This is a genomic window from Xenorhabdus kozodoii (assembly GCF_002632875.1).
Classification (GTDB): domain Bacteria; phylum Pseudomonadota; class Gammaproteobacteria; order Enterobacterales; family Enterobacteriaceae; genus Xenorhabdus; species Xenorhabdus kozodoii.
Genome location: NZ_NJCX01000009.1, coordinates 139,545 through 156,971, shown reverse-complemented (window position 1 = coordinate 156,971; position 17,427 = coordinate 139,545). Strand labels below are relative to the sequence as shown.

The 17,427-nt window shown below is 42.5% G+C and carries 17 protein-coding genes; 6 read left to right on the top strand and 11 right to left on the bottom strand.

The window, feature by feature from the left end; translation table 11 throughout:
- Positions 1–75 precede the first annotated feature (75 nt).
- The 6 genes from Xkoz_RS08175 to Xkoz_RS08150 all read right to left on the bottom strand — a co-directional run bounded on the left by Xkoz_RS08175 (position 76) and on the right by Xkoz_RS08150 (position 2,071).
- Positions 76–435, bottom strand: a complete 360-nt coding sequence (locus Xkoz_RS08175) for a hypothetical protein (RefSeq protein ID WP_099141693.1) — start codon at positions 433–435, stop codon at positions 76–78.
- A 1-nt stretch (position 436) separates the two neighbouring features.
- On the bottom strand, positions 437–658 hold the full coding sequence (locus tag Xkoz_RS08170) for a TraR/DksA family transcriptional regulator (protein WP_099141692.1): 222 nt from the start codon (positions 656–658) through the stop codon (positions 437–439).
- On the bottom strand, positions 651–854 hold the full coding sequence (locus Xkoz_RS08165; RefSeq protein WP_099141691.1) for a DUF2732 family protein: 204 nt from the start codon (positions 852–854) through the stop codon (positions 651–653). The genes Xkoz_RS08170 and Xkoz_RS08165 overlap by 8 nt, the downstream gene beginning before the upstream one ends.
- Positions 855–933: 79 nt before the next feature.
- Positions 934–1,284, bottom strand: a complete 351-nt coding sequence (locus tag Xkoz_RS08160; RefSeq protein ID WP_099141690.1) for a DUF5347 family protein — start codon at positions 1,282–1,284, stop codon at positions 934–936.
- Positions 1,285–1,299: 15 nt separating this feature from the next.
- On the bottom strand, positions 1,300–1,809 hold the full coding sequence (locus Xkoz_RS08155; protein ID WP_099141689.1) for a phage regulatory CII family protein: 510 nt from the start codon (positions 1,807–1,809) through the stop codon (positions 1,300–1,302).
- A gap of 37 nt (positions 1,810–1,846) precedes the next feature.
- Positions 1,847–2,071 carry a regulator gene (locus Xkoz_RS08150; protein ID WP_099141688.1) on the bottom strand — a complete coding sequence of 75 codons (225 nt, stop codon included), beginning with the start codon at positions 2,069–2,071 and terminating at the stop codon, positions 1,847–1,849.
- Positions 2,072–2,229: 158 nt separating this feature from the next.
- Here Xkoz_RS08150 and Xkoz_RS08145 point away from each other — a divergent pair, with 158 nt between their 5' ends.
- From Xkoz_RS08145 to Xkoz_RS08135, 3 genes are read left to right on the top strand one after another with little or no spacing between them, the layout of a single operon-like run.
- Positions 2,230–2,817, top strand: coding sequence for a phage repressor protein CI (locus Xkoz_RS08145; protein ID WP_099141687.1), 588 nt, complete (start codon positions 2,230–2,232; stop codon positions 2,815–2,817).
- Position 2,818: 1 nt separating this feature from the next.
- A complete protein-coding gene (locus Xkoz_RS08140) occupies positions 2,819–3,775 on the top strand; it encodes a WYL domain-containing protein (RefSeq protein ID WP_099141686.1) in 957 nt (318 codons plus the stop codon).
- Between the two features lie 3 nt (positions 3,776–3,778).
- Positions 3,779–4,849 carry a phage integrase gene (locus Xkoz_RS08135; RefSeq protein ID WP_099141685.1) on the top strand — a complete coding sequence of 357 codons (1,071 nt, stop codon included), beginning with the start codon at positions 3,779–3,781 and terminating at the stop codon, positions 4,847–4,849.
- A gap of 313 nt (positions 4,850–5,162) precedes the next feature.
- Here Xkoz_RS08135 and Xkoz_RS08130 read toward each other — a convergent pair whose 3' ends face one another.
- Complete coding sequence (locus Xkoz_RS08130; protein ID WP_099141684.1) at positions 5,163–5,987, bottom strand: hypothetical protein; 825 nt, start codon at positions 5,985–5,987, stop codon at positions 5,163–5,165.
- A gap of 1,125 nt (positions 5,988–7,112) precedes the next feature.
- Between Xkoz_RS08130 and Xkoz_RS08125 the strand changes: the two genes are divergently transcribed.
- Both Xkoz_RS08125 and Xkoz_RS08120 read left to right on the top strand, forming a co-directional pair.
- A complete protein-coding gene (locus Xkoz_RS08125; protein ID WP_099141683.1) occupies positions 7,113–7,457 on the top strand; it encodes a hypothetical protein in 345 nt (114 codons plus the stop codon).
- Positions 7,458–7,588: 131 nt separating this feature from the next.
- Positions 7,589–8,401 carry an OB-fold protein gene (locus Xkoz_RS08120; RefSeq protein ID WP_099141682.1) on the top strand — a complete coding sequence of 271 codons (813 nt, stop codon included), beginning with the start codon at positions 7,589–7,591 and terminating at the stop codon, positions 8,399–8,401.
- A gap of 140 nt (positions 8,402–8,541) precedes the next feature.
- Here the strand turns inward: Xkoz_RS08120 and putP are convergent, their stop codons facing one another.
- The gene (putP, locus tag Xkoz_RS08115; RefSeq protein WP_099141681.1) at positions 8,542–10,026 is read right to left on the bottom strand and encodes a sodium/proline symporter PutP; all 1,485 of its coding nucleotides are present in this window, start codon (positions 10,024–10,026) and stop codon (positions 8,542–8,544) included.
- A 516-nt stretch (positions 10,027–10,542) separates the two neighbouring features.
- Here putP and putA point away from each other — a divergent pair.
- The gene (gene putA / locus Xkoz_RS08110) at positions 10,543–14,523 is read left to right on the top strand and encodes a trifunctional transcriptional regulator/proline dehydrogenase/L-glutamate gamma-semialdehyde dehydrogenase (protein ID WP_099141680.1); all 3,981 of its coding nucleotides are present in this window, start codon (positions 10,543–10,545) and stop codon (positions 14,521–14,523) included.
- A gap of 252 nt (positions 14,524–14,775) precedes the next feature.
- On the opposite strand, the gene fliZ is transcribed toward putA, so the two are convergent.
- The 3 genes from fliZ to Xkoz_RS08095 form a co-directional block, all read right to left on the bottom strand.
- Complete coding sequence (gene fliZ, locus Xkoz_RS08105) at positions 14,776–15,288, bottom strand: flagella biosynthesis regulatory protein FliZ (RefSeq protein ID WP_099141679.1); 513 nt, start codon at positions 15,286–15,288, stop codon at positions 14,776–14,778.
- A 49-nt stretch (positions 15,289–15,337) separates the two neighbouring features.
- Positions 15,338–16,060, bottom strand: coding sequence for an RNA polymerase sigma factor FliA (locus tag Xkoz_RS08100; protein ID WP_099141678.1), 723 nt, complete (start codon positions 16,058–16,060; stop codon positions 15,338–15,340).
- 253 nt (positions 16,061–16,313) lie between these two features.
- Positions 16,314–17,249 carry a flagellin N-terminal helical domain-containing protein gene (locus Xkoz_RS08095; RefSeq protein WP_099141677.1) on the bottom strand — a complete coding sequence of 312 codons (936 nt, stop codon included), beginning with the start codon at positions 17,247–17,249 and terminating at the stop codon, positions 16,314–16,316.
- Between the last annotated feature and the right edge of the window lie 178 nt (positions 17,250–17,427).

The window sequence follows — 17,427 nt, the reverse complement described above, 5'->3', positions numbered from 1 at the left end:
TTACCTCGTATTTTGTATAAGGATTCGACACCCATATAGCAAAGTCGGTAACTCTCAACCTTTCAAGGTTCAGTGTCAGATCACGTCGTGACTAATACAATTAATACCAATTTCATTAGGCGAATTCGCTCGGTTAATAAAATAATAAATCTCCTCAACTTGTATTGTTAGCCGAGGTGAGGATTTATCAATCAAGCCACACTCATCCATCATCGTAATCAGGACTAAATCGCCCGGACATGCGGTAATAGGTAAAGTTGTGTCATCGAACAAGCATTCAATATTAATATGTTTAAAAATAAAAATTTGACTGGCCGTTTCTAACTGTTCATCAGTTAACCCTTCCTCATACGTACCCGCAACGCCCAGAACCCGATTAGATTTAATGATATTAAATTCCTGTTCAGTGACAGAAACACGACGTAAAAAATTCATCTCATATATCCCGGTTATGTTTTTTAATTAATTCAAAATCAGCCTGACAATCCACACAGCGGGAACAACCCATTGCCTGAGTACGGCGCAGTGCAGGAATAGCCTCACCGCAGTCTTCACACGCAAACACGGAAACCCCGACCGAGCGGTTAACATGGGCGGCTATACGGCGTTCCAGCACTTCGTCAGCGTGTTGGCAAGCACGGTCGATAACATCAAACATAGTTCCATTCCTGCGCCTGGCGGTTGATGCTCTCCGATTCGCTTTTCAGCAGGGCAGAACTTACCGAGTATTCCATTTTGTTTTTCAAAACATGTGCGGATAATCTGTCTAAACGGGATGAAAACAAATCGGCATAATGCTTGCGCTCATCCTCCCGTACCTGCTTTATTAATTGTTCAATATCTTTATTTCCCATTTGTTATTTTCCTGTTTTTAGATAAAAAGAATCCCTGACGTGTTGACGCCATTAAAATTAAATCGGTGATTGTTATTATTTAATTAGAGAGCGATAACTTAGGCAATATGCCACTTGCCGCTTTAATTAAATTAACAGCTTTAATTAAACTCACTCGCTCTTCAGGGGTAAACTGACATAATTCCAGTCCATGCCTGTCTGTTCCTATCCGTGCAAGATAAAAAATAGCCGATAGCAGGCGTTTATTATCCGCATATTGAGGATTACGTTTATCACGCATGTCATCAATAAAGATAGCCAGTTGTTCATTACCGGACTTAAATACCTGCGCTCTGATTTTAGCCAGTTGATTTAATCCATTAACCCGCGATTCAATCGGCAATTTAAAAGCCCGTTGTTCTGTTGATTCAAATTGGTATTCCGTGTTCATTTACTTCACCTCATCTTAGACCAAGGATGCGCCCATGCCTGTCATTGCATCCATTGCGGAACTCAGCGCCGGGTTTGAGTGCAATCGTGATGAAATCGTCACACCCGCCAGCGTTAATAACCGCACTGCGTTATTAACCGTCTTCTTAAACTCCGCTATACGGGTCTGGCTAAAATGCTCACCCGAAACAGCCTCACTTGCCAGCTTTCCCACTTCTGCCGTAGCTCCTAACAAGTAACTTGGCATGTTGGCATCACACACTTCATTCACCGGCACTGATGGCTGACACTGTAATTGCTCCAGCAGACCATCCAAAATGGAAGCGTCTTCTGTTGCATCGGTTAACTTCATTAAGTCAACACAAGTCAGCATGTGAGGTTGCTCAGGGTTCAGCTTGTTGCGTAGCATTTGTGGCGTCATGCCGATGCTTTCGGCAATTTGTACTAAGCTACCTTTATGCGCATTGGAGAACGCACGACACGCATTATCAAAGTGGGATTGTTTGGATACTTGATAGTCAAACATTGCTTTAATTCTCCAAAAGCGAAATGCTTCACTCGTGTTACGCGTTAAGTGAAACTGGAATATGACAATCAGCTATTGCTTGTAGCGTCAATGCAACCATGTTGATTTCCACATTCTCATTAGCACAGGCTTTCTTACGGATTGGTAAACGACCATCACGAACCATGTCACGTGCTGTGCTTAAGGCTAGATTGTGAAGACGGCAATACTCTTTTATTGGAAGGTATGGTGTGGGGAAGTTAATTGAAATATTAGGACGCATAAGGCAAACTCCATTAGTTAACTTTAAAACGATTGCTATCGGTTGCTATCGATTGCTGACGAATAATAGCTTTTCACAAAACTGAGGCTAAGATTATATCGTAAAAAACTACACGTCAACATAGTTATTCGCTTTTTACGACAAATCTCTAATTCACTATGACCTTATTAGATATTGATATGACCGGGGACAGCGCCCCTGTACTAGATCGCATAATCGAAGCCTATGGCTTTACATCCAAAATTACGCTTGCTCAGCATTTTGATATGGCATCGAGCAGCTTAGCCGGAAGATATAAACGGAATATTTTTCCTGCTGATATGGTCGTTCGTTGCATGGCAGAAACTGGTGCTACCCTTGAGTGGTTAGCAACTGGTCAAGGAAAGATGTTTGCAAACGAGCAACTAGACATCATGAAATTTCAAAATCATAAGCTGATAGATGGAAAACTATATCAGTCTGGTTACGTGATGTTCGATAAGGTGGTGTTTACAGCTGGTATTCCGCTACCATCCGATCCTATTTGTGTTTTAGATAATAAAATCCATTACATTATCGACCGCAAATTTGTTGATGTTTATGACGGCACATGGTTAGTTGAGATTGAAAGTAAAACCAGTATCCGCGAGTTAACTAGAATTCCAGTTAAACGTGTTCGTGTTTCTGGTGTAGGAATGGCATTTGACTGTGACCTAAGTGATATAACAGTTATTGGTCGTGTAATCAAAGTAATAAAGGATTATTGAAGTGAAAGTTATAAACTTTATATTAACAATAGTAAAATTTTCTTTACTAATTTTCTTAGCTCTATTTTTTATTACTGGGATAGATTTCCATTCCAAAACTATCCCTGCAAACAAAACGTTTGTTAAAACTTTATTATTCATTACTGCTTCAATCTTCTGCTACTTATCCTATCGTTGGGTTTGGATACCACGTAAAAAAGCAAAAAGCAGCACTACGCCTTTATTTGATAGAACTTCTTCTATAACTGACAGAATTAGCGCCGAGTTTGAGAATACCAAAAAAGAACTCAATATTGATGAATCAACCAAACACAATACAACTGGCAATACTGAAACTATTAATCATCAAGAAAAAAATAAAAATCAAGAAGTTAAAGATGAAACTTACTGCATGCAAAATGGCGAAGCCCTCATTTGGGAAGGAACCACCAAGCCAGCTTCATTAAGAATGATTGGGGAAACTCAAAAAATTCTCGGTATCTTCACTAAACTGACTATTCGAGAAGATGGCGAATTTTATCTTGATATCACTAACACTGATACTGGTGAAATTACTCAAATAAAAGAGAAAGAGATTTTTTCAGTAATTACAGTTGGTTCAACCAGATATAACTTTGTAGAGCTTTGCAGAAAGGTATTAAAATTAAATCTCTCTGAGGTTTTCGATTATGCGAAACTCATCAGGAAAAATGCTACTGAGATAAAATTAATCAATAATTTTGAAGCCATCTCATCAACCTTTACATATTTATCTGGCTCAGGAAAGAGCCGCCGCACTGTAGATATAGATAAATACCTAAAGAATGGTTACGGCAATGAATATATTTCTGGTTATTGTCACTTGCGCAACGAATACAGAACATTTGCTGTTGGAAAAATCCAGACAATGATTTCATCTGAAGGTCATAGAAAATATTATTTTCATGATTGGTTAACTAACGTAGCTGGCATCAAATAACAAATGGCAATAAAGAAACAATCTAACGGCAAATGGCTAGTTGAACTTTATCCCAACGGCAGGAACGGGCGCAGAATCCGCAAACAGTTTGCCACCAAAGGCGAAGCCACAGCCTACGAACGCCATATCTTAGATGAAACCACAGATAAGCCCTGGCTTGGAGAGAAGCAAGATAAACTCTTTCTTTCTGAACTGGTTGATATCTGGTATCGGGCACATGGTATAACGCTGAACGACGGTGAAAGCCGTAAGCAGATGATGCTTTTTGGTTGTCAGGCAATGGGTGAACCTTTAGCAACTGAATTCGATGCTAAGTTATTTTCTGTTTACCGCGAAAAAAGGTTAAGCGGAGAAATAACCCGTGCTGACAGAGTTAAATCGGTTGCCCCTCGCACAACTAACCTAGAGCTATCTTATTTCCGAGCTATGTTTAATGAGCTTAGTAGGCTCGGTGAATGGAAAGAAGATAACCCGCTAAAGAATGTCCGAGCGTTCCGTACTGATGAATCAGAAATGGCATTTCTGACTAATGAACAGATTGTAACGTTATTAGAATCTTGCACCAAAAGCAGAGCTAAAGATTTGCTGATTATCGTCAAGATAGCTTTATCAACAGGGGCAAGGTGGTCTGAGGCGGAAGAGTTAACAGACTCACAAGTCACACCTTATAAAATCACGTTCACCAAAACAAAAGGCAAACGCAACCGGACTGTTCCGATCACGCCAGAGCTTTACGATGAGATACCGAAGAAGAAAGGCCGATTATTCACGCCTTGCTATTCGGCATTCCGTGCTGCAATTAAGCGTGCAGGTATAGAGTTGCCACATCGCCAGTCATCACACGTAATGCGCCACACGTTCGCATCACACTTTATGATGAGCGGAGGTAATATTCTTGTCTTACAAAGGATACTGGGTCACACCGATATCAAGATGACCATGAGGTATGCACATTTTGCCCCAGATCACTTAAATGATGCCTTGATATACAATCCGTTAGTGCAGTTAAAAAATGGCGGCAGAGATCCCCAACCCTCGACAACAATCGATAGCTATCGCTGCATAAGCCTTTGATAAATATATAAATTACTGATTTTACTGGGGTATTTATCGGACTCTTAATCAATTGGTCGGGAGTTCGAGCCTCCCACGACCCACCAGATTTATCAAAGGCTTACGTTAATTTCGTAAGCCTTTTTCTTTACCAAGGATACCCTTACAAAGTAATAGAAAGTATAACTGGTGAATTTAATTCTTGTACAAAGCGAGAAGTGTTAAGGCACAAAAAACCTCGAGATTAGGGGCTGTTGATGTTTTAAGGTCATCAACAGCCCCTAATATAAATAAGATTAAACCACCTCCCAGACAATCAGGAGGTGGCTGGTCTTTATCTTTTTCCTTTATTTCGACCACGAGGTAGGCTTGCAGAGCCTCTGCCACTTGCAGAACCTAAGCCACTAGTCGATGGTAAATTAGATGATCCCGGTATACCGCCCCTGCTTCCCATTGGATTTTGGGCAATTGATTCATAGAATAATGGTGGCGCTTCACTATAAGCAGGTGGGGAACCGTAAGAAGGTGGTGAGCCATAAGCAGGTGGTGAACCATAAGCAGGTGGCGAGCCGTAAGCAGGTGGTGAACCATAAGAGGGAGGAGCAGCTCCATGAGAGGGAATATTACGTGAGCGTCTGTCTGGGCGCCCTCTGACATTTCTGCTTGAAGCATGCGGAGGCGGTAAATTAGATGGGCCTGGCGCAATACCACTTCTCACTGCTTCATAGTATTCTCGAGTTGGGGATCGTTGTACATCCTCCTCTGCCTGTGGTGGCGATGTAGCGCTAAGTAATCCGGCAAGCTCAAATTTGTTTATCGCCTCAGTTTCATCAAAGGTATATGACAGATGAGGGAGAATATCCTTCAGATATGTATCTATGGGTATACTATTGAGATGCTTATTCCGCCGTAATATATATTTACTTTTGTCACTTGTATCGTCATCACTGCGTATAAATCCCATGCTCATTAGTCTGGCGTAAGTATAGATATCATCTTCATTTTTTAGAGAGGGGGGTCTTAGTTGGTTTAATTCCTTGTATTTTATTTGTATTGATTGACCTCCACCCGCTATGAGATAGATGCTGACAAGACATCTTTTGCGCAGAATATCGAAATACTTCGATAAGTTCAGTGTGGTACTCGATGAATTATCCATATACTTCTCCTTACAAAGCAAAAAAAGATGAATAGTTTTTTATCCTCCTATTTTTACCAAAAAACAAGCGAATAATTCTTAATAATCTACCTTCTGCCTACTCAATATCTCGGAACTCAACTCCAAAGTATTACTTTGATAATATGTGTTTTTTAAAGGCATAGGGATATCATCATGACCGTCACGATAGGCGTTGTTTGCCAATATTGCGAACAAACCAAACCGATACGTAAACACGGTACAAGTAAAGCAGTTTTTCCACGCGATAAGAGAAAGCGATTGATATGACGATGGATGTTTTGGCCTGCTTTGGATACAAAAAAATCGGTCAATACCCATGTCTTTGGTTCCCGAAACGACGAAATCTGCCGAAAATTGCTTGATTGATTGGTATAGAACGATTTAACGAATCGAAATAATCTGGCCTATTAATACTGAAAGATTTTGATCTGGGTATCATAAGTCGATTCCCTTAGTCATAAGGATGAAGGGACTACTAATTATCGATTGGCATAGTGTTGTGTGGTTAGAAACTAGCAGGCCGGTATACACATGGTCAAGCCTTCGATATTGGTATCCTTCTCTACATTGGCAACCGAATTTGATGATTTCGCTATACAGTGATCCAGATAAACACATAAATATTTTTCATTTACAAGATGAAATATTAGCCACGCAAGCTGAACCCTACGTTATTTTCATTGTACTTGAAAATTGAATTCGCGTTCACTCAACTAATAACAACAGTAACCAGACAATAATTAAATAGGGAGATATCAAAGTTGAACAGAATATTACAACCCCCTCACCAGAAAAAGCAGCTCAATATGTTTATATCAATATCGGCATAGTGATAAATAGAGCAAATTATACGTTAGTAGATATTTTATTCCGCCAATAGTTAATTATATGTTTTTGACAAGAATGAAATAAAAAAATATTATTGCGGCTGGTGTCAGAACCGCTACCACAAATATATCGCTTAAATAGAGCGAATATGAATAAAACTTAAATTTAGCAATGCCGAGATGGTGGTGAATATAATACCCCGTAGTGGGGAATCAGCCCAACCTTTCTGTGGTCGGCTTCTGAACATCTTGGCAACTCAATTAGGGATGTTTAAAAATGAAAGCATTATCTATTATTGCTCTTGTATTTGCTGCTTTGTCTATCTTTATTCCAGTTGGTGGCGTATTTATCGCTATGTTTTGTAGTGTTCTTGCTCTAATAACATTTTATAAAACCCCAACATTATCTGGTGTAACGTTTGGTATTAACATCATTTCTACGGCGTTTCTATCACCAAGCCTTATGGTAACGGCTGCCTCAATACACAGCGACGGTGGCGATGGCGTAGGGCTTTATTGGTTCTATGTTGGCTTTCATATCGTTCTTTTTGTATTGGCAATTATTATTGCCATGATTTTGAAGAAAAAAGCAAGTAAAAAAGAAACTGCTACAGCGAGTTAATTGCAAAATGCCCCTTAAAAAGGAGCTTAATAATCACGCAATAACTGTATCAGAAAACACCAACAAACTTGACATTAGATAATTAAAGACAGAATTAATAATTAATTAACTTAATGTATGTGGATATATAAATGAAAAACGTATTGAAATGGGTAGGGATAGTATTTGTTGTTATTATCGTTATAGGCTTCATTGCAGGAAATGGAGATGAAAGTAAATCATCAAACAACAATTCCTCTGCGGCAGCGTCATCGAAAAAAGCCATTAAGTTGACCGAAAATGAATTAAAAAGCATCAAGGACACAATTCGCGATGACGTGGAAACCAGCTTTGATGGAGATAGTTCGCAGCTAGATACGGAGTATTTAGCTGTATCAGCCAGAGAAATGCAAAAAGTCTACGCAGGCAATGAAGCCAGAGGTGATAAGATCTACAAAGGTAAAAAAATTATCCTATCTGGCACTATTGATTCAATAGATTCTAGCTTTAGCGATATTCCTGTTGTGACATTAAAAACAGGTGATATGTTTAATAAGGTACATGTCAATTTCTCTAAAAAATATAGAGATCTTGCCGCCGAGTTAAATAAAAACCAGAAAGTTAAATATGCCTGCGTTGGCAGTAGCGTCATTATAGGCTCTCCAACGGTGCGGGATTGTACTCCGGTTTCAGAAGCTGTAGATGAATTGACCGATAAATTTGTATCATCTGTAAATAATGCTTTAAAAAATCCAGGTAAAGCAAGCGAGTATGATAAACAAGTCATTCTTTCTGTTAAGATTGCTTCTGTAGCAACAGAAGATTTTAAAACTTGCAACGTCATTGATCAGAAATGTTTATCTTCTGCCATCTCTAAGTACGGTGAAGATAATTTGAAAAATAATGAAGAGATTAAGGCAGTAATGGAAAAGTTAGGGATAGATCCCGTTACACTCGAAATATAATTCAGCCCCGAAAGGGGCTTTTGCCATTCTTCGACTGTGCAGATCTGTCAGCGGTAAATTTACGAAGATTATCAATAAAATGATTGCTGGAGATAAACCAATAAGCCCCTGAATAATCAGAGGCTTTTTATTTTATTGGATTATTTGGTCTTATAATGCGCTTCTGCTTCAATAAAACGCTGTTGTGTCGCCTGACTTGGCGCTTTTCCTAGCAAGCTCACCACAATAATGGCAATCGTCGCGAAGATAAAGCCTGGAATAATTTCATACAGGGCAAACCAGTGGTACTCCATCCAAACCAGTACGGTAATCGCTCCCACCAGCATACCAGCCAACGCGCCGTTACGGGTCATTCGTTTCCAGAGTACGGAAATCAGTACCACAGGGCCAAATGATGCACCAAATCCGGCCCAGGCATTACTGACTAAAGCCAGTACCTTATTGTTCGGGTTGGTTGCGATCACGATGGCAATGATGGCTACCAGCAAAACCATCATACGGCCAACCCATACCAATTCTTTCTGGCTGGCTTTGGAACGTATAAATGCTTTATAGAGATCTTCAGTCAGTGCGCTGGAACACACCAGTAACTGACAACTCAATGTACTCATAACCGCAGCCAGTACCGCAGACAGCAATATTCCGGTGATCCACGGATTAAACAAGAGCACACCTAATTCGATAAAGATACGTTCACGGTTTTGTGATACTGCCCCGGCCTGATCCGGATATATTTCAAAATATGAAATACCAAAGAAGCCAACGGCCACAGTACCTGCAAGACACAGTAACATCCACGTCATACTGATGCGACGGGCTTTATGTATAGTCTGATGGGAATCAGCCGCCATGAAACGAGCCAGAATGTGTGGCTGACCAAAATAGCCCAATCCCCATCCCAGCAAAGAAATAATGGCAATAATATTCAGATTCTTAAACATATCTAAATAGGCCGGATTTTTTGCTTCAATAATATTGATGGCGGAGTCAACTCCTCCCACTTTGAACAGAACCAGCACAGGGACCAAAATCAAAGCAAAAATCATCAACGTTGCTTGAACCGTATCCGTCCAGCTTACTGCAAGAAAACCGCCGAGGAAGGTATAGGCTATGGTCGCCAATGCACCCAGCCAAATTGCTTTCTCATAGCTGATACCAAACGTGTTTTCAAACAACAGACCACCCGCCACAACACCCGATGCACAGTAAATAGTAAAGAAAATTAAGATAACCAGTGCAGAGATAATACGCAGGATTTTACCTTTATCTTCAAAGCGATGGGTGAAATAATCCGGTAACGTCAATGCGTTGTTATTCACTTCAGTATGTACGCGTAATCTACCCGCGATCCATCGCCAATTCAGGTATGCGCCCAGCAATAGCCCTAATGCGATCCAGCTTTCTGAAATACCAGAGAAAAAAATAGCCCCCGGCAACCCCATCAATAACCAGCCACTCATATCAGAAGCGCCAGCAGATAATGCTGTTACCACACTACCTAATCTTCGTCCACCCAATATGTAATCATCAAAATTCTTGGTGGAACGATAAGCTATGAAACCTATCAGCAGCATTGCTGCGATGTAGATAATGAAGGTAATGAGCATTGGTGAATTTACTGTCATGCAGGTTCTTCTCCATAGTGTTTTTATAAATTATGTCTCTGCAAATGTGTCATTTGCGTAAATAATGTCATCTTGATTTGAAGTATTTTAAGTGACACCTCACTTGTTTATCAGGCGGTAACAAGTTGTACCTGACGATGCCATTAGTTTTCATACGTACTATTTACATTTGTAATTATTTTAAAATTACATTCTATCCTAAATTAGCCAAAACATTTTTAACAACTAATTAACTATATTTTTATAAAAAACGCTTGCTAAATCACATTTATGACCCAAAAAGTTGCACCTGGAATTAAGTCACTGGTTATACCTAAAATTCATACCATCAAAGTAAAACCATTAAAATATTAATAACATAACTAAATATCAATAATAAATTTCATTGAAAAAATGATGAAAACAAGATTAGTTTCACAAAATTAGAATAATCGCTTTTAACAAAGTTGCACAAAGTTGCAACATGAAAGATATTGTTACGTAACTTGTTTTAGTTTTACCTATTAAGGAGTGAAAATGGGTAGTACCACGATGGGTGTTAAACTCGATGAAGCAACGCGTAATCGAATTAAAACCGCAGCACAACGAATTGAACGCACACCACACTGGCTAATTAAGCAAGCCATTTTTAATTACCTTGAACGTCTGGAAAATGAAGAGAAGTTACCAGAAATATCAGCGGGTCAGGATAACAAAGAAGAAATGATTTCCGAAGTAGAATCACAGATTGAGGCGTCTTATCAGCCATTTCTGGATTTTGCCGAGCATATTTTACCCCAATCGGTGAAACGTTCTGCAATTACTGCGGCCTATCGTCTCCCTGAAATCCAGGCAGTTCCTATGCTACTGCAACGTGCACAGCTATCTGAAGAACAAACCAAAGCAACTCATAAGCTCGCTTATTCTATCGCCGAAAAACTGCGCCAACAAAAACAGGGCATTGGCCGCTCAGGTTTGGTTCAGGGATTGTTGCAAGAGTTTTCACTTTCGTCACAGGAAGGTGTGGCATTGATGTGCCTCGCCGAAGCGCTGCTGCGCATCCCCGACAAAGCCACCCGCGATGCCCTGATCCGCGATAAGATCAGCAACGGTAACTGGCATTCCCATTTAGGCCAAAGCCCTTCCATGTTTGTCAACGCTGCAACGTGGGGTCTGCTGTTCACAGGTAAGCTGGTGTCTACCCATAATGAAGCCAAGTTATCCAAATCCCTCAACCGCATCATCAGCAAAAGCGGCGAACCGTTGGTGCGTAAGGGCGTAGATATGGCGATGCGCCTGATGGGTGAGCAGTTTGTGACGGGAGAAACCATCGCTCAGGCGCTTGCCAATGCCCGTAAACTGGAAGAAAAAGGCTTTCGCTATTCTTATGATATGCTCGGCGAAGCTGCATTAACCGAAGACGATGCGCAAGCCTATATGGTTTCCTACCAGCAAGCTATCCATGCCATCGGCAAAGCATCAAATGGCCGTGGTATTTATGAAGGGCCAGGAATTTCCATCAAACTTTCTGCCCTGCACCCACGTTATAGCCGTGCCCAGTACGAACGTATTCTTGATGAACTCTACCCTCGCCTGCTTTCCCTGACCTTACAGGCTCGCCAATATGATATCGGTATCAATATTGATGCAGAGGAAGCCGATCGTCTGGAAATCTCTCTCGATTTGCTGGAAAAACTCTGTTTCGAACCCAAATTAGAGGGCTGGAACGGCATTGGTTTTGTTATTCAGGCTTACCAGAAACGCTGTCCTTTCGTCATTGACAGCATGATTGATTTGGCACAGCGCAGCCGTCACAGATTGATGATCCGTCTGGTGAAAGGCGCTTACTGGGACAGTGAAATTATGCGTGCCCAAATCGATGGACTGGAAGACTATCCGGTGTATACCCGCAAGGTTTATACCGATGTTTCCTACCTTGCCTGTGCCCGCAAACTGCTTGCTGTCCCTAATTTGATCTACCCACAATTTGCTACCCATAACGCCCATACTCTGTCTGCCATTTATCATCTGGCAGGACAAAATTATTATCCGGGACAATATGAGTTCCAATGTTTGCATGGCATGGGCGAGCCGCTTTATGAGCAGGTTGTCGGTAAGATCTCAGAAGGTAAACTTAATCGTCCATGCCGTATTTACGCCCCGGTAGGCACGCACGAAACCCTATTAGCCTATCTGGTACGTCGTTTACTGGAAAACGGCGCCAATACTTCGTTTGTCAACCGCATTGCAGATACTTCCCTGCCGATTGATGAATTAGTCGCTGATCCGGTAAAAGTTGTCCAGGAATTGGCACAGACCGAAGGGCAAATCGGCCTTCCCCATCCCAAGATCCCCCTGCCACGTGATTTGTACGGCAAAAACCGCGTTAACTCGTCAGGTCTGGATCTCTCCAATGAACATCGTTTGGCTTCCCTTTCCAGTGCCCTGCTCAGTTCGTCAATGGAGACGTGGAGCAGCGAACCGTTGTTAGGAGGTAATGAGCAACCGACGGGGGAGCTGCCTGCGGCTAAACCGGTGAATAATCCAGCCAGACATTCCGATATCGTCGGTTATGTTCGTGAAGCCACTGAACAGGAAATCAGTCATGCGCTGGATGTGGCAACCGATGCCGGCGCAATTTGGTTTGCCACGCCACCCTCAGAACGTGCCGCAATTTTAGTGCGTGCAGCGGAGTTGATGGAAAATAACCTGCAATCCTTGCTCGGAATTCTGGTTCGTGAAGCGGGTAAAACATTCAGTAACGCGATTGCTGAAGTGCGCGAGGCCGTGGATTTTCTCCACTATTACGCCAGCCAGGTTCGCCAAGACTTCGCCAATGATACCCACCGCCCCTTGGGACCTGTCGTCTGTATCAGTCCGTGGAACTTCCCTTTGGCAATTTTTACCGGCCAAATCGCGGCGGCATTGGCAGCAGGCAATAGTGTTCTGGCTAAGCCCGCAGAACAGACCCCCCTTATTGCCGCCGTTGCGGTAAAAATATTGCATCAGGCGGGGATTTCTCGCGATGTACTGCAATTACTGCCCGGACAAGGGGAAACCGTGGGAGCGTCACTGGTTGGTGATGAACGTGTACGCGGTGTGATGTTTACAGGCTCTACCGAAGTTGCCAGCTTGTTACAACGCAATATTGCCCGCCGCCTCGATGCACAAGGCCGCCAAACGCCGTTGATCGCAGAAACCGGTGGCCTGAATGCCATGATTGTCGATTCTTCTGCGTTGACTGAACAAGTGGTTACCGATGTCATCGCTTCCGCTTTTGACAGTGCCGGCCAGCGTTGTTCTGCCCTGCGTATCCTGTGTGTTCAGGAAGATGTAGCGGAGAAAACGATCACCATGCTGAAAGGGGCGATGGCTGAATGCCGGATGGGTAATACTGAGCGCTTGTCCACCGATATTGGCCCAGTCATTGATGCCGAAGCGAAAGCAAATATCGAGCGTCATATCCAAACCCTGCGCACCAAAGGCCGGACAATTTATCAGGCGGTATATGAAAATGCCTCAGACGATCAGGCGTGGTCACAAGGTACTTTCGTCAAACCAACCCTGATCGAGTTGGAAAGTTTTGATGAATTGAAGAAAGAAATTTTCGGGCCTGTCCTGCATGTCGTCCGCTTTAAACGCAATGAGTTGGATAAACTACTGGAACAAATCAACGCGACCGGTTATGGCCTAACCTTGGGCGTCCACACCCGTATTGATGAAACCATCGCGCAAGTCATAGGCAAAGCTAAAGTCGGCAACATCTATGTCAATCGCAATATGGTCGGTGCCGTTGTCGGCGTACAGCCATTTGGCGGCGAAGGTTTGTCAGGCACAGGGCCGAAAGCGGGCGGGCCACTTTATCTGTACCGCCTGTTGTCACAACGCCCGCTCAACGCCGCCAGCCAAACCCTGGAGCGGCAAGATACAGAATATGAACTTGATGCCAAAGTCCGTATTGCCCTGCACTCGCCGCTCTACAAGCTGGCAGATTGGGCCACCAAGCAGAATCATGAAACATTACATCAGGTGATCCAGGAATACAGCTTACTGGCACAAGGCGGAACAATACGCTTATTGCCGGGGCCAACCGGGGAACGCAATACCTATACCCTGTTGCCGCGTGGTCGTGTCCTTTGCCTCGCAGATAATGAACAAGATGCATTGGTGCAATTAGCCGCGGTACTTTCTGTCGGTTGCCAGGCTATTTGGGAAAAAGACGAACTGCATCAAGGATTACACCATCAGTTACCCGATGAAGTTCGTCAACATATTAATTGGAACAACGATTGGCAGAATGAAGAAACAGAAATGGAAGCGGTTATTTACCACGGTGATAGCGACCAATTACGCCAAGTATGCGAAGTTATTGCACAACGTAAAGGGCCTATCATCTCCGTACAAGGTTTTACCCGCGGTGAAACCAATCTGCTGTTAGAGCGCTTACTGCATGAACGTTCATTAAGTGTTAATACGGCAGCGGCGGGAGGTAATGCCAGCTTGATGACTATCGGTTAATGTTATTTTTTCGTGCCCGTCATTTGTATAAAGCCATTTATTTAATGATGAAAATAAGTGGCTAAATTAAATGGTTAAAAGTAAATTGATTTTAACTGGTTAATTAAAATTAATTCATTGTAAATATTTAACCATTTACGCGGTAAAAATAACGTAACAGACTAAAATACATAGAGGGGAATGCGTGATCATCCATCACACTCCCCTCTTAAATCGTTTCAATTTGACAACATTAACTATCGGTACAATCAATCAATGACCGTTTTGTTGCCAACTCAGATATTGCTCATATTTACGCAGGGCAATATTGTAATTGCTGAAAGCAGATTGCGATAATTTCTCACTGAGTTTTTCCTGAATTTTTTCTGGCGTAAACTCACTGGTTGGATAATTACTTGAAGTCAGTAACTCATCCAAACGCCTTAAACGAACCACATATTCACGCACCGTACTATGGCTCATCTCCGTTTGTTCAAACAGATACTGCTTAAACGACATAATGTCGAAATAATCAGTCTGGCTATTGCAATAAATCTCACTACAAAAGCGGCACAACGCTACAAATTTACCCTGCAACTCATTCCAGGTTTTGTCATCCACCAATTCAGTCATCTCAGAAATCGCTTCCTTATTGATGACCTGACCGTTAAAAACAAGCGAAATACGGTCAAGGGTTTTATGACAGTGCAGACAGTGAGTCTGGCTATGTTTATAGTCTTTAATATAACGGCTAAGAGGCCGTTTCTTTTGTGTTGTAACAGACATAAGAGAGAAAGCCCTGTGTATAGTCTTAACAAAAAAAACAAACAAAAAGTTACTTTTCTGGATTCAGACGCGCCCTCAGCCTTTTTATCGCCTGGCTGTGAAGCTGACTGACGCGGGATTCACCCACATCAAGCACTGCGCCGATCTCTTTAAGATTAAGTTCTTCCTGATAGTACAACGTAAGCACCATCTTTTCCCGTTCAGGCAACGATTCAATGACATCGATCACCCGTTGACGAAGATCACCTTCCAGCAATTGTTGGAGAGGATTGGCTTCATGCTCTTCCTCAATCACAGGTTCACAACTTTCACCGTGAATTTCGTGCCATTCATCATAAGAAAACAGTTGGCTGTTATTCGTATCTAACAGTATTTGCCGATATTCTATCAGATTAATCTTTAATTCTTTAGCAACTTCCTGCTCACTGGCTGGACGGCCTAACTCTTGCTCAAGTTTACGGATGGTTTGCGTGACTTCACGTGCGTTACGCCGCACACTACGCGGAGCCCAATCACGACTCCTCAACTCATCCAACATTGCACCTCTGATGCGCTGTACCGCATAGGTGGTAAAGGCGGTTCCCTGCATGGAATCAAACCGATCCACCGCATTCAGTAAGCCTATGCCACCGGCCTGAAGCAAGTCATCGAGTTCTACACTGGCAGGCAATCTGACCTGTAGCCTCAATGCTTCATGGCGAACTAGTGGTACATAGCGCTTCCAGAGGCTATTTTTGTCCATCACGCCTTCGGCGGTATACAAATCGCTCACAACAACAGACACCTTTGGATAAGAGACTGGATACCATTATCCAATCCCCTAATCGGTACAATCGTTGGAACAATGAAGTAAAAGCGCTTCTTTTTCACCTATGCGAAATTTTTGTTGTCCGCCCAAATGGATCACAAGTTTCAGGCTGTCCTTGACAATAGCTAAAAAAATAAGGATCGGCGAACCGATCCTTATTTTATAAACGTTGTTTATGCAGGCTGCCCCGCATAAATGTTCTACTGGAAAATAAAAATTAACGCAGCAGAGACAGAACGGATTGTGGGATTTGGTTCGCCTGAGCCAGAACAGAAGTACCCGCTTGTTGCAGGATCTGGCCACGGCTCATATTGGACACTTCCGTTGCGTAGTCAGCGTCTTCGATACGGCTCTTCGCTGCGCTCAGGTTGTTAACGGTGTTATTCAGGTTGTTAACGGTGGACTCAAGGCGGTTTTGGACTGCACCCAAGTCGCTGCGCATATCGTCAACTTGAGCCAATGCCTTATCCAATGCTTCCAACGGATTAGCAGTTTTTACAACAGCTGCTTTAGCTGCAACAGCTGGTTGAGCTGCAACAGCTGGTTGAGCTGGAGCAGTTGCAGTAGCTAGAACAGCTGGTTGAGCTGCAACAGCTGCTTTAGCTACAACAGCAGGTTCCTCAACTACACTAAAGTCCTTTAGCCCCAGTTTTTCGCTATTAATTTGTCCGAGTTTGATATCGATCGTTTCACCATCATTAGCTCCAACCTGAATTTTCATTTCAGTTACACCACCATTCAGTACCTTGGTGCCATTGAACTGAGTTTGTGTAGAAATACGATCGATTTCCTCCAGACGCTTAGTGACTTCTTTCTGAATGGATTTCCGGTCACTTGCAGAGTTAGTACCGTTTTCAGACTGAACAGTCAGTTCACGGATACGTTGCAGGTTGTTGTTGATTTCGTTCAGTGCACCTTCGGTCGTTTGGGCAATGGAGATACCGTCGTTAGCGTTACGGGAAGCCTGATTCAGGCCTTTCACGTTCGCCGTAAAACGGTTAGCGATCGCTTGACCAGCCGCATCATCCTTCGCGCTGTTAATACGTAAACCAGAAGACAGACGTTCAATAGCGGTGCCCAGAACACCTTTAGATCTTGTCAGGTTATTCTGCGCCAACAGCGAGGAGTAGTTGGTATTAATGACTGATGCCATAGTAGAGTTCCTTTTAAAATCAAGCCGATATAATTAGTTTGAGCCTATTGCTCACGGTGTTCATCACCGACAACAGTTTTATCGGCTGCTTAAAAAGAACCTTTAATATTTCTTGAAAAAACTTTTTTATTTTTTTCTCTCTTTTCCCCGATAACCCAAACAGCGCCCGTTCTCATCA

Coding starts and splice junctions, on each gene's coding strand:
- Xkoz_RS08160 (WP_099141690.1), bottom strand. CDS start 1,284: ATGAACACGGAATACCAATTTGAATCAACAGAACAACGGGCTTTTAAA.
- Xkoz_RS08165 (WP_099141691.1), bottom strand. CDS start 854: ATGGGAAATAAAGATATTGAACAATTAATAAAGCAGGTACGGGAGGAT.
- Xkoz_RS08125 (WP_099141683.1), top strand. CDS start 7,113: ATGAAAGCATTATCTATTATTGCTCTTGTATTTGCTGCTTTGTCTATC.
- Xkoz_RS08120 (WP_099141682.1), top strand. CDS start 7,589: ATGAAAAACGTATTGAAATGGGTAGGGATAGTATTTGTTGTTATTATC.
- Xkoz_RS08145 (WP_099141687.1), top strand. CDS start 2,230: ATGACCTTATTAGATATTGATATGACCGGGGACAGCGCCCCTGTACTA.
- Xkoz_RS08150 (WP_099141688.1), bottom strand. CDS start 2,071: ATGCGTCCTAATATTTCAATTAACTTCCCCACACCATACCTTCCAATA.
- Xkoz_RS08170 (WP_099141692.1), bottom strand. CDS start 658: ATGTTTGATGTTATCGACCGTGCTTGCCAACACGCTGACGAAGTGCTG.
- putA (WP_099141680.1), top strand. CDS start 10,543: ATGGGTAGTACCACGATGGGTGTTAAACTCGATGAAGCAACGCGTAAT.
- Xkoz_RS08135 (WP_099141685.1), top strand. CDS start 3,779: ATGGCAATAAAGAAACAATCTAACGGCAAATGGCTAGTTGAACTTTAT.
- Xkoz_RS08175 (WP_099141693.1), bottom strand. CDS start 435: ATGAATTTTTTACGTCGTGTTTCTGTCACTGAACAGGAATTTAATATC.
- putP (WP_099141681.1), bottom strand. CDS start 10,026: ATGACAGTAAATTCACCAATGCTCATTACCTTCATTATCTACATCGCA.
- Xkoz_RS08155 (WP_099141689.1), bottom strand. CDS start 1,809: ATGTTTGACTATCAAGTATCCAAACAATCCCACTTTGATAATGCGTGT.
- Xkoz_RS08130 (WP_099141684.1), bottom strand. CDS start 5,987: ATGGATAATTCATCGAGTACCACACTGAACTTATCGAAGTATTTCGAT.
- Xkoz_RS08095 (WP_099141677.1), bottom strand. CDS start 17,249: ATGGCATCAGTCATTAATACCAACTACTCCTCGCTGTTGGCGCAGAAT.
- fliZ (WP_099141679.1), bottom strand. CDS start 15,288: ATGTCTGTTACAACACAAAAGAAACGGCCTCTTAGCCGTTATATTAAA.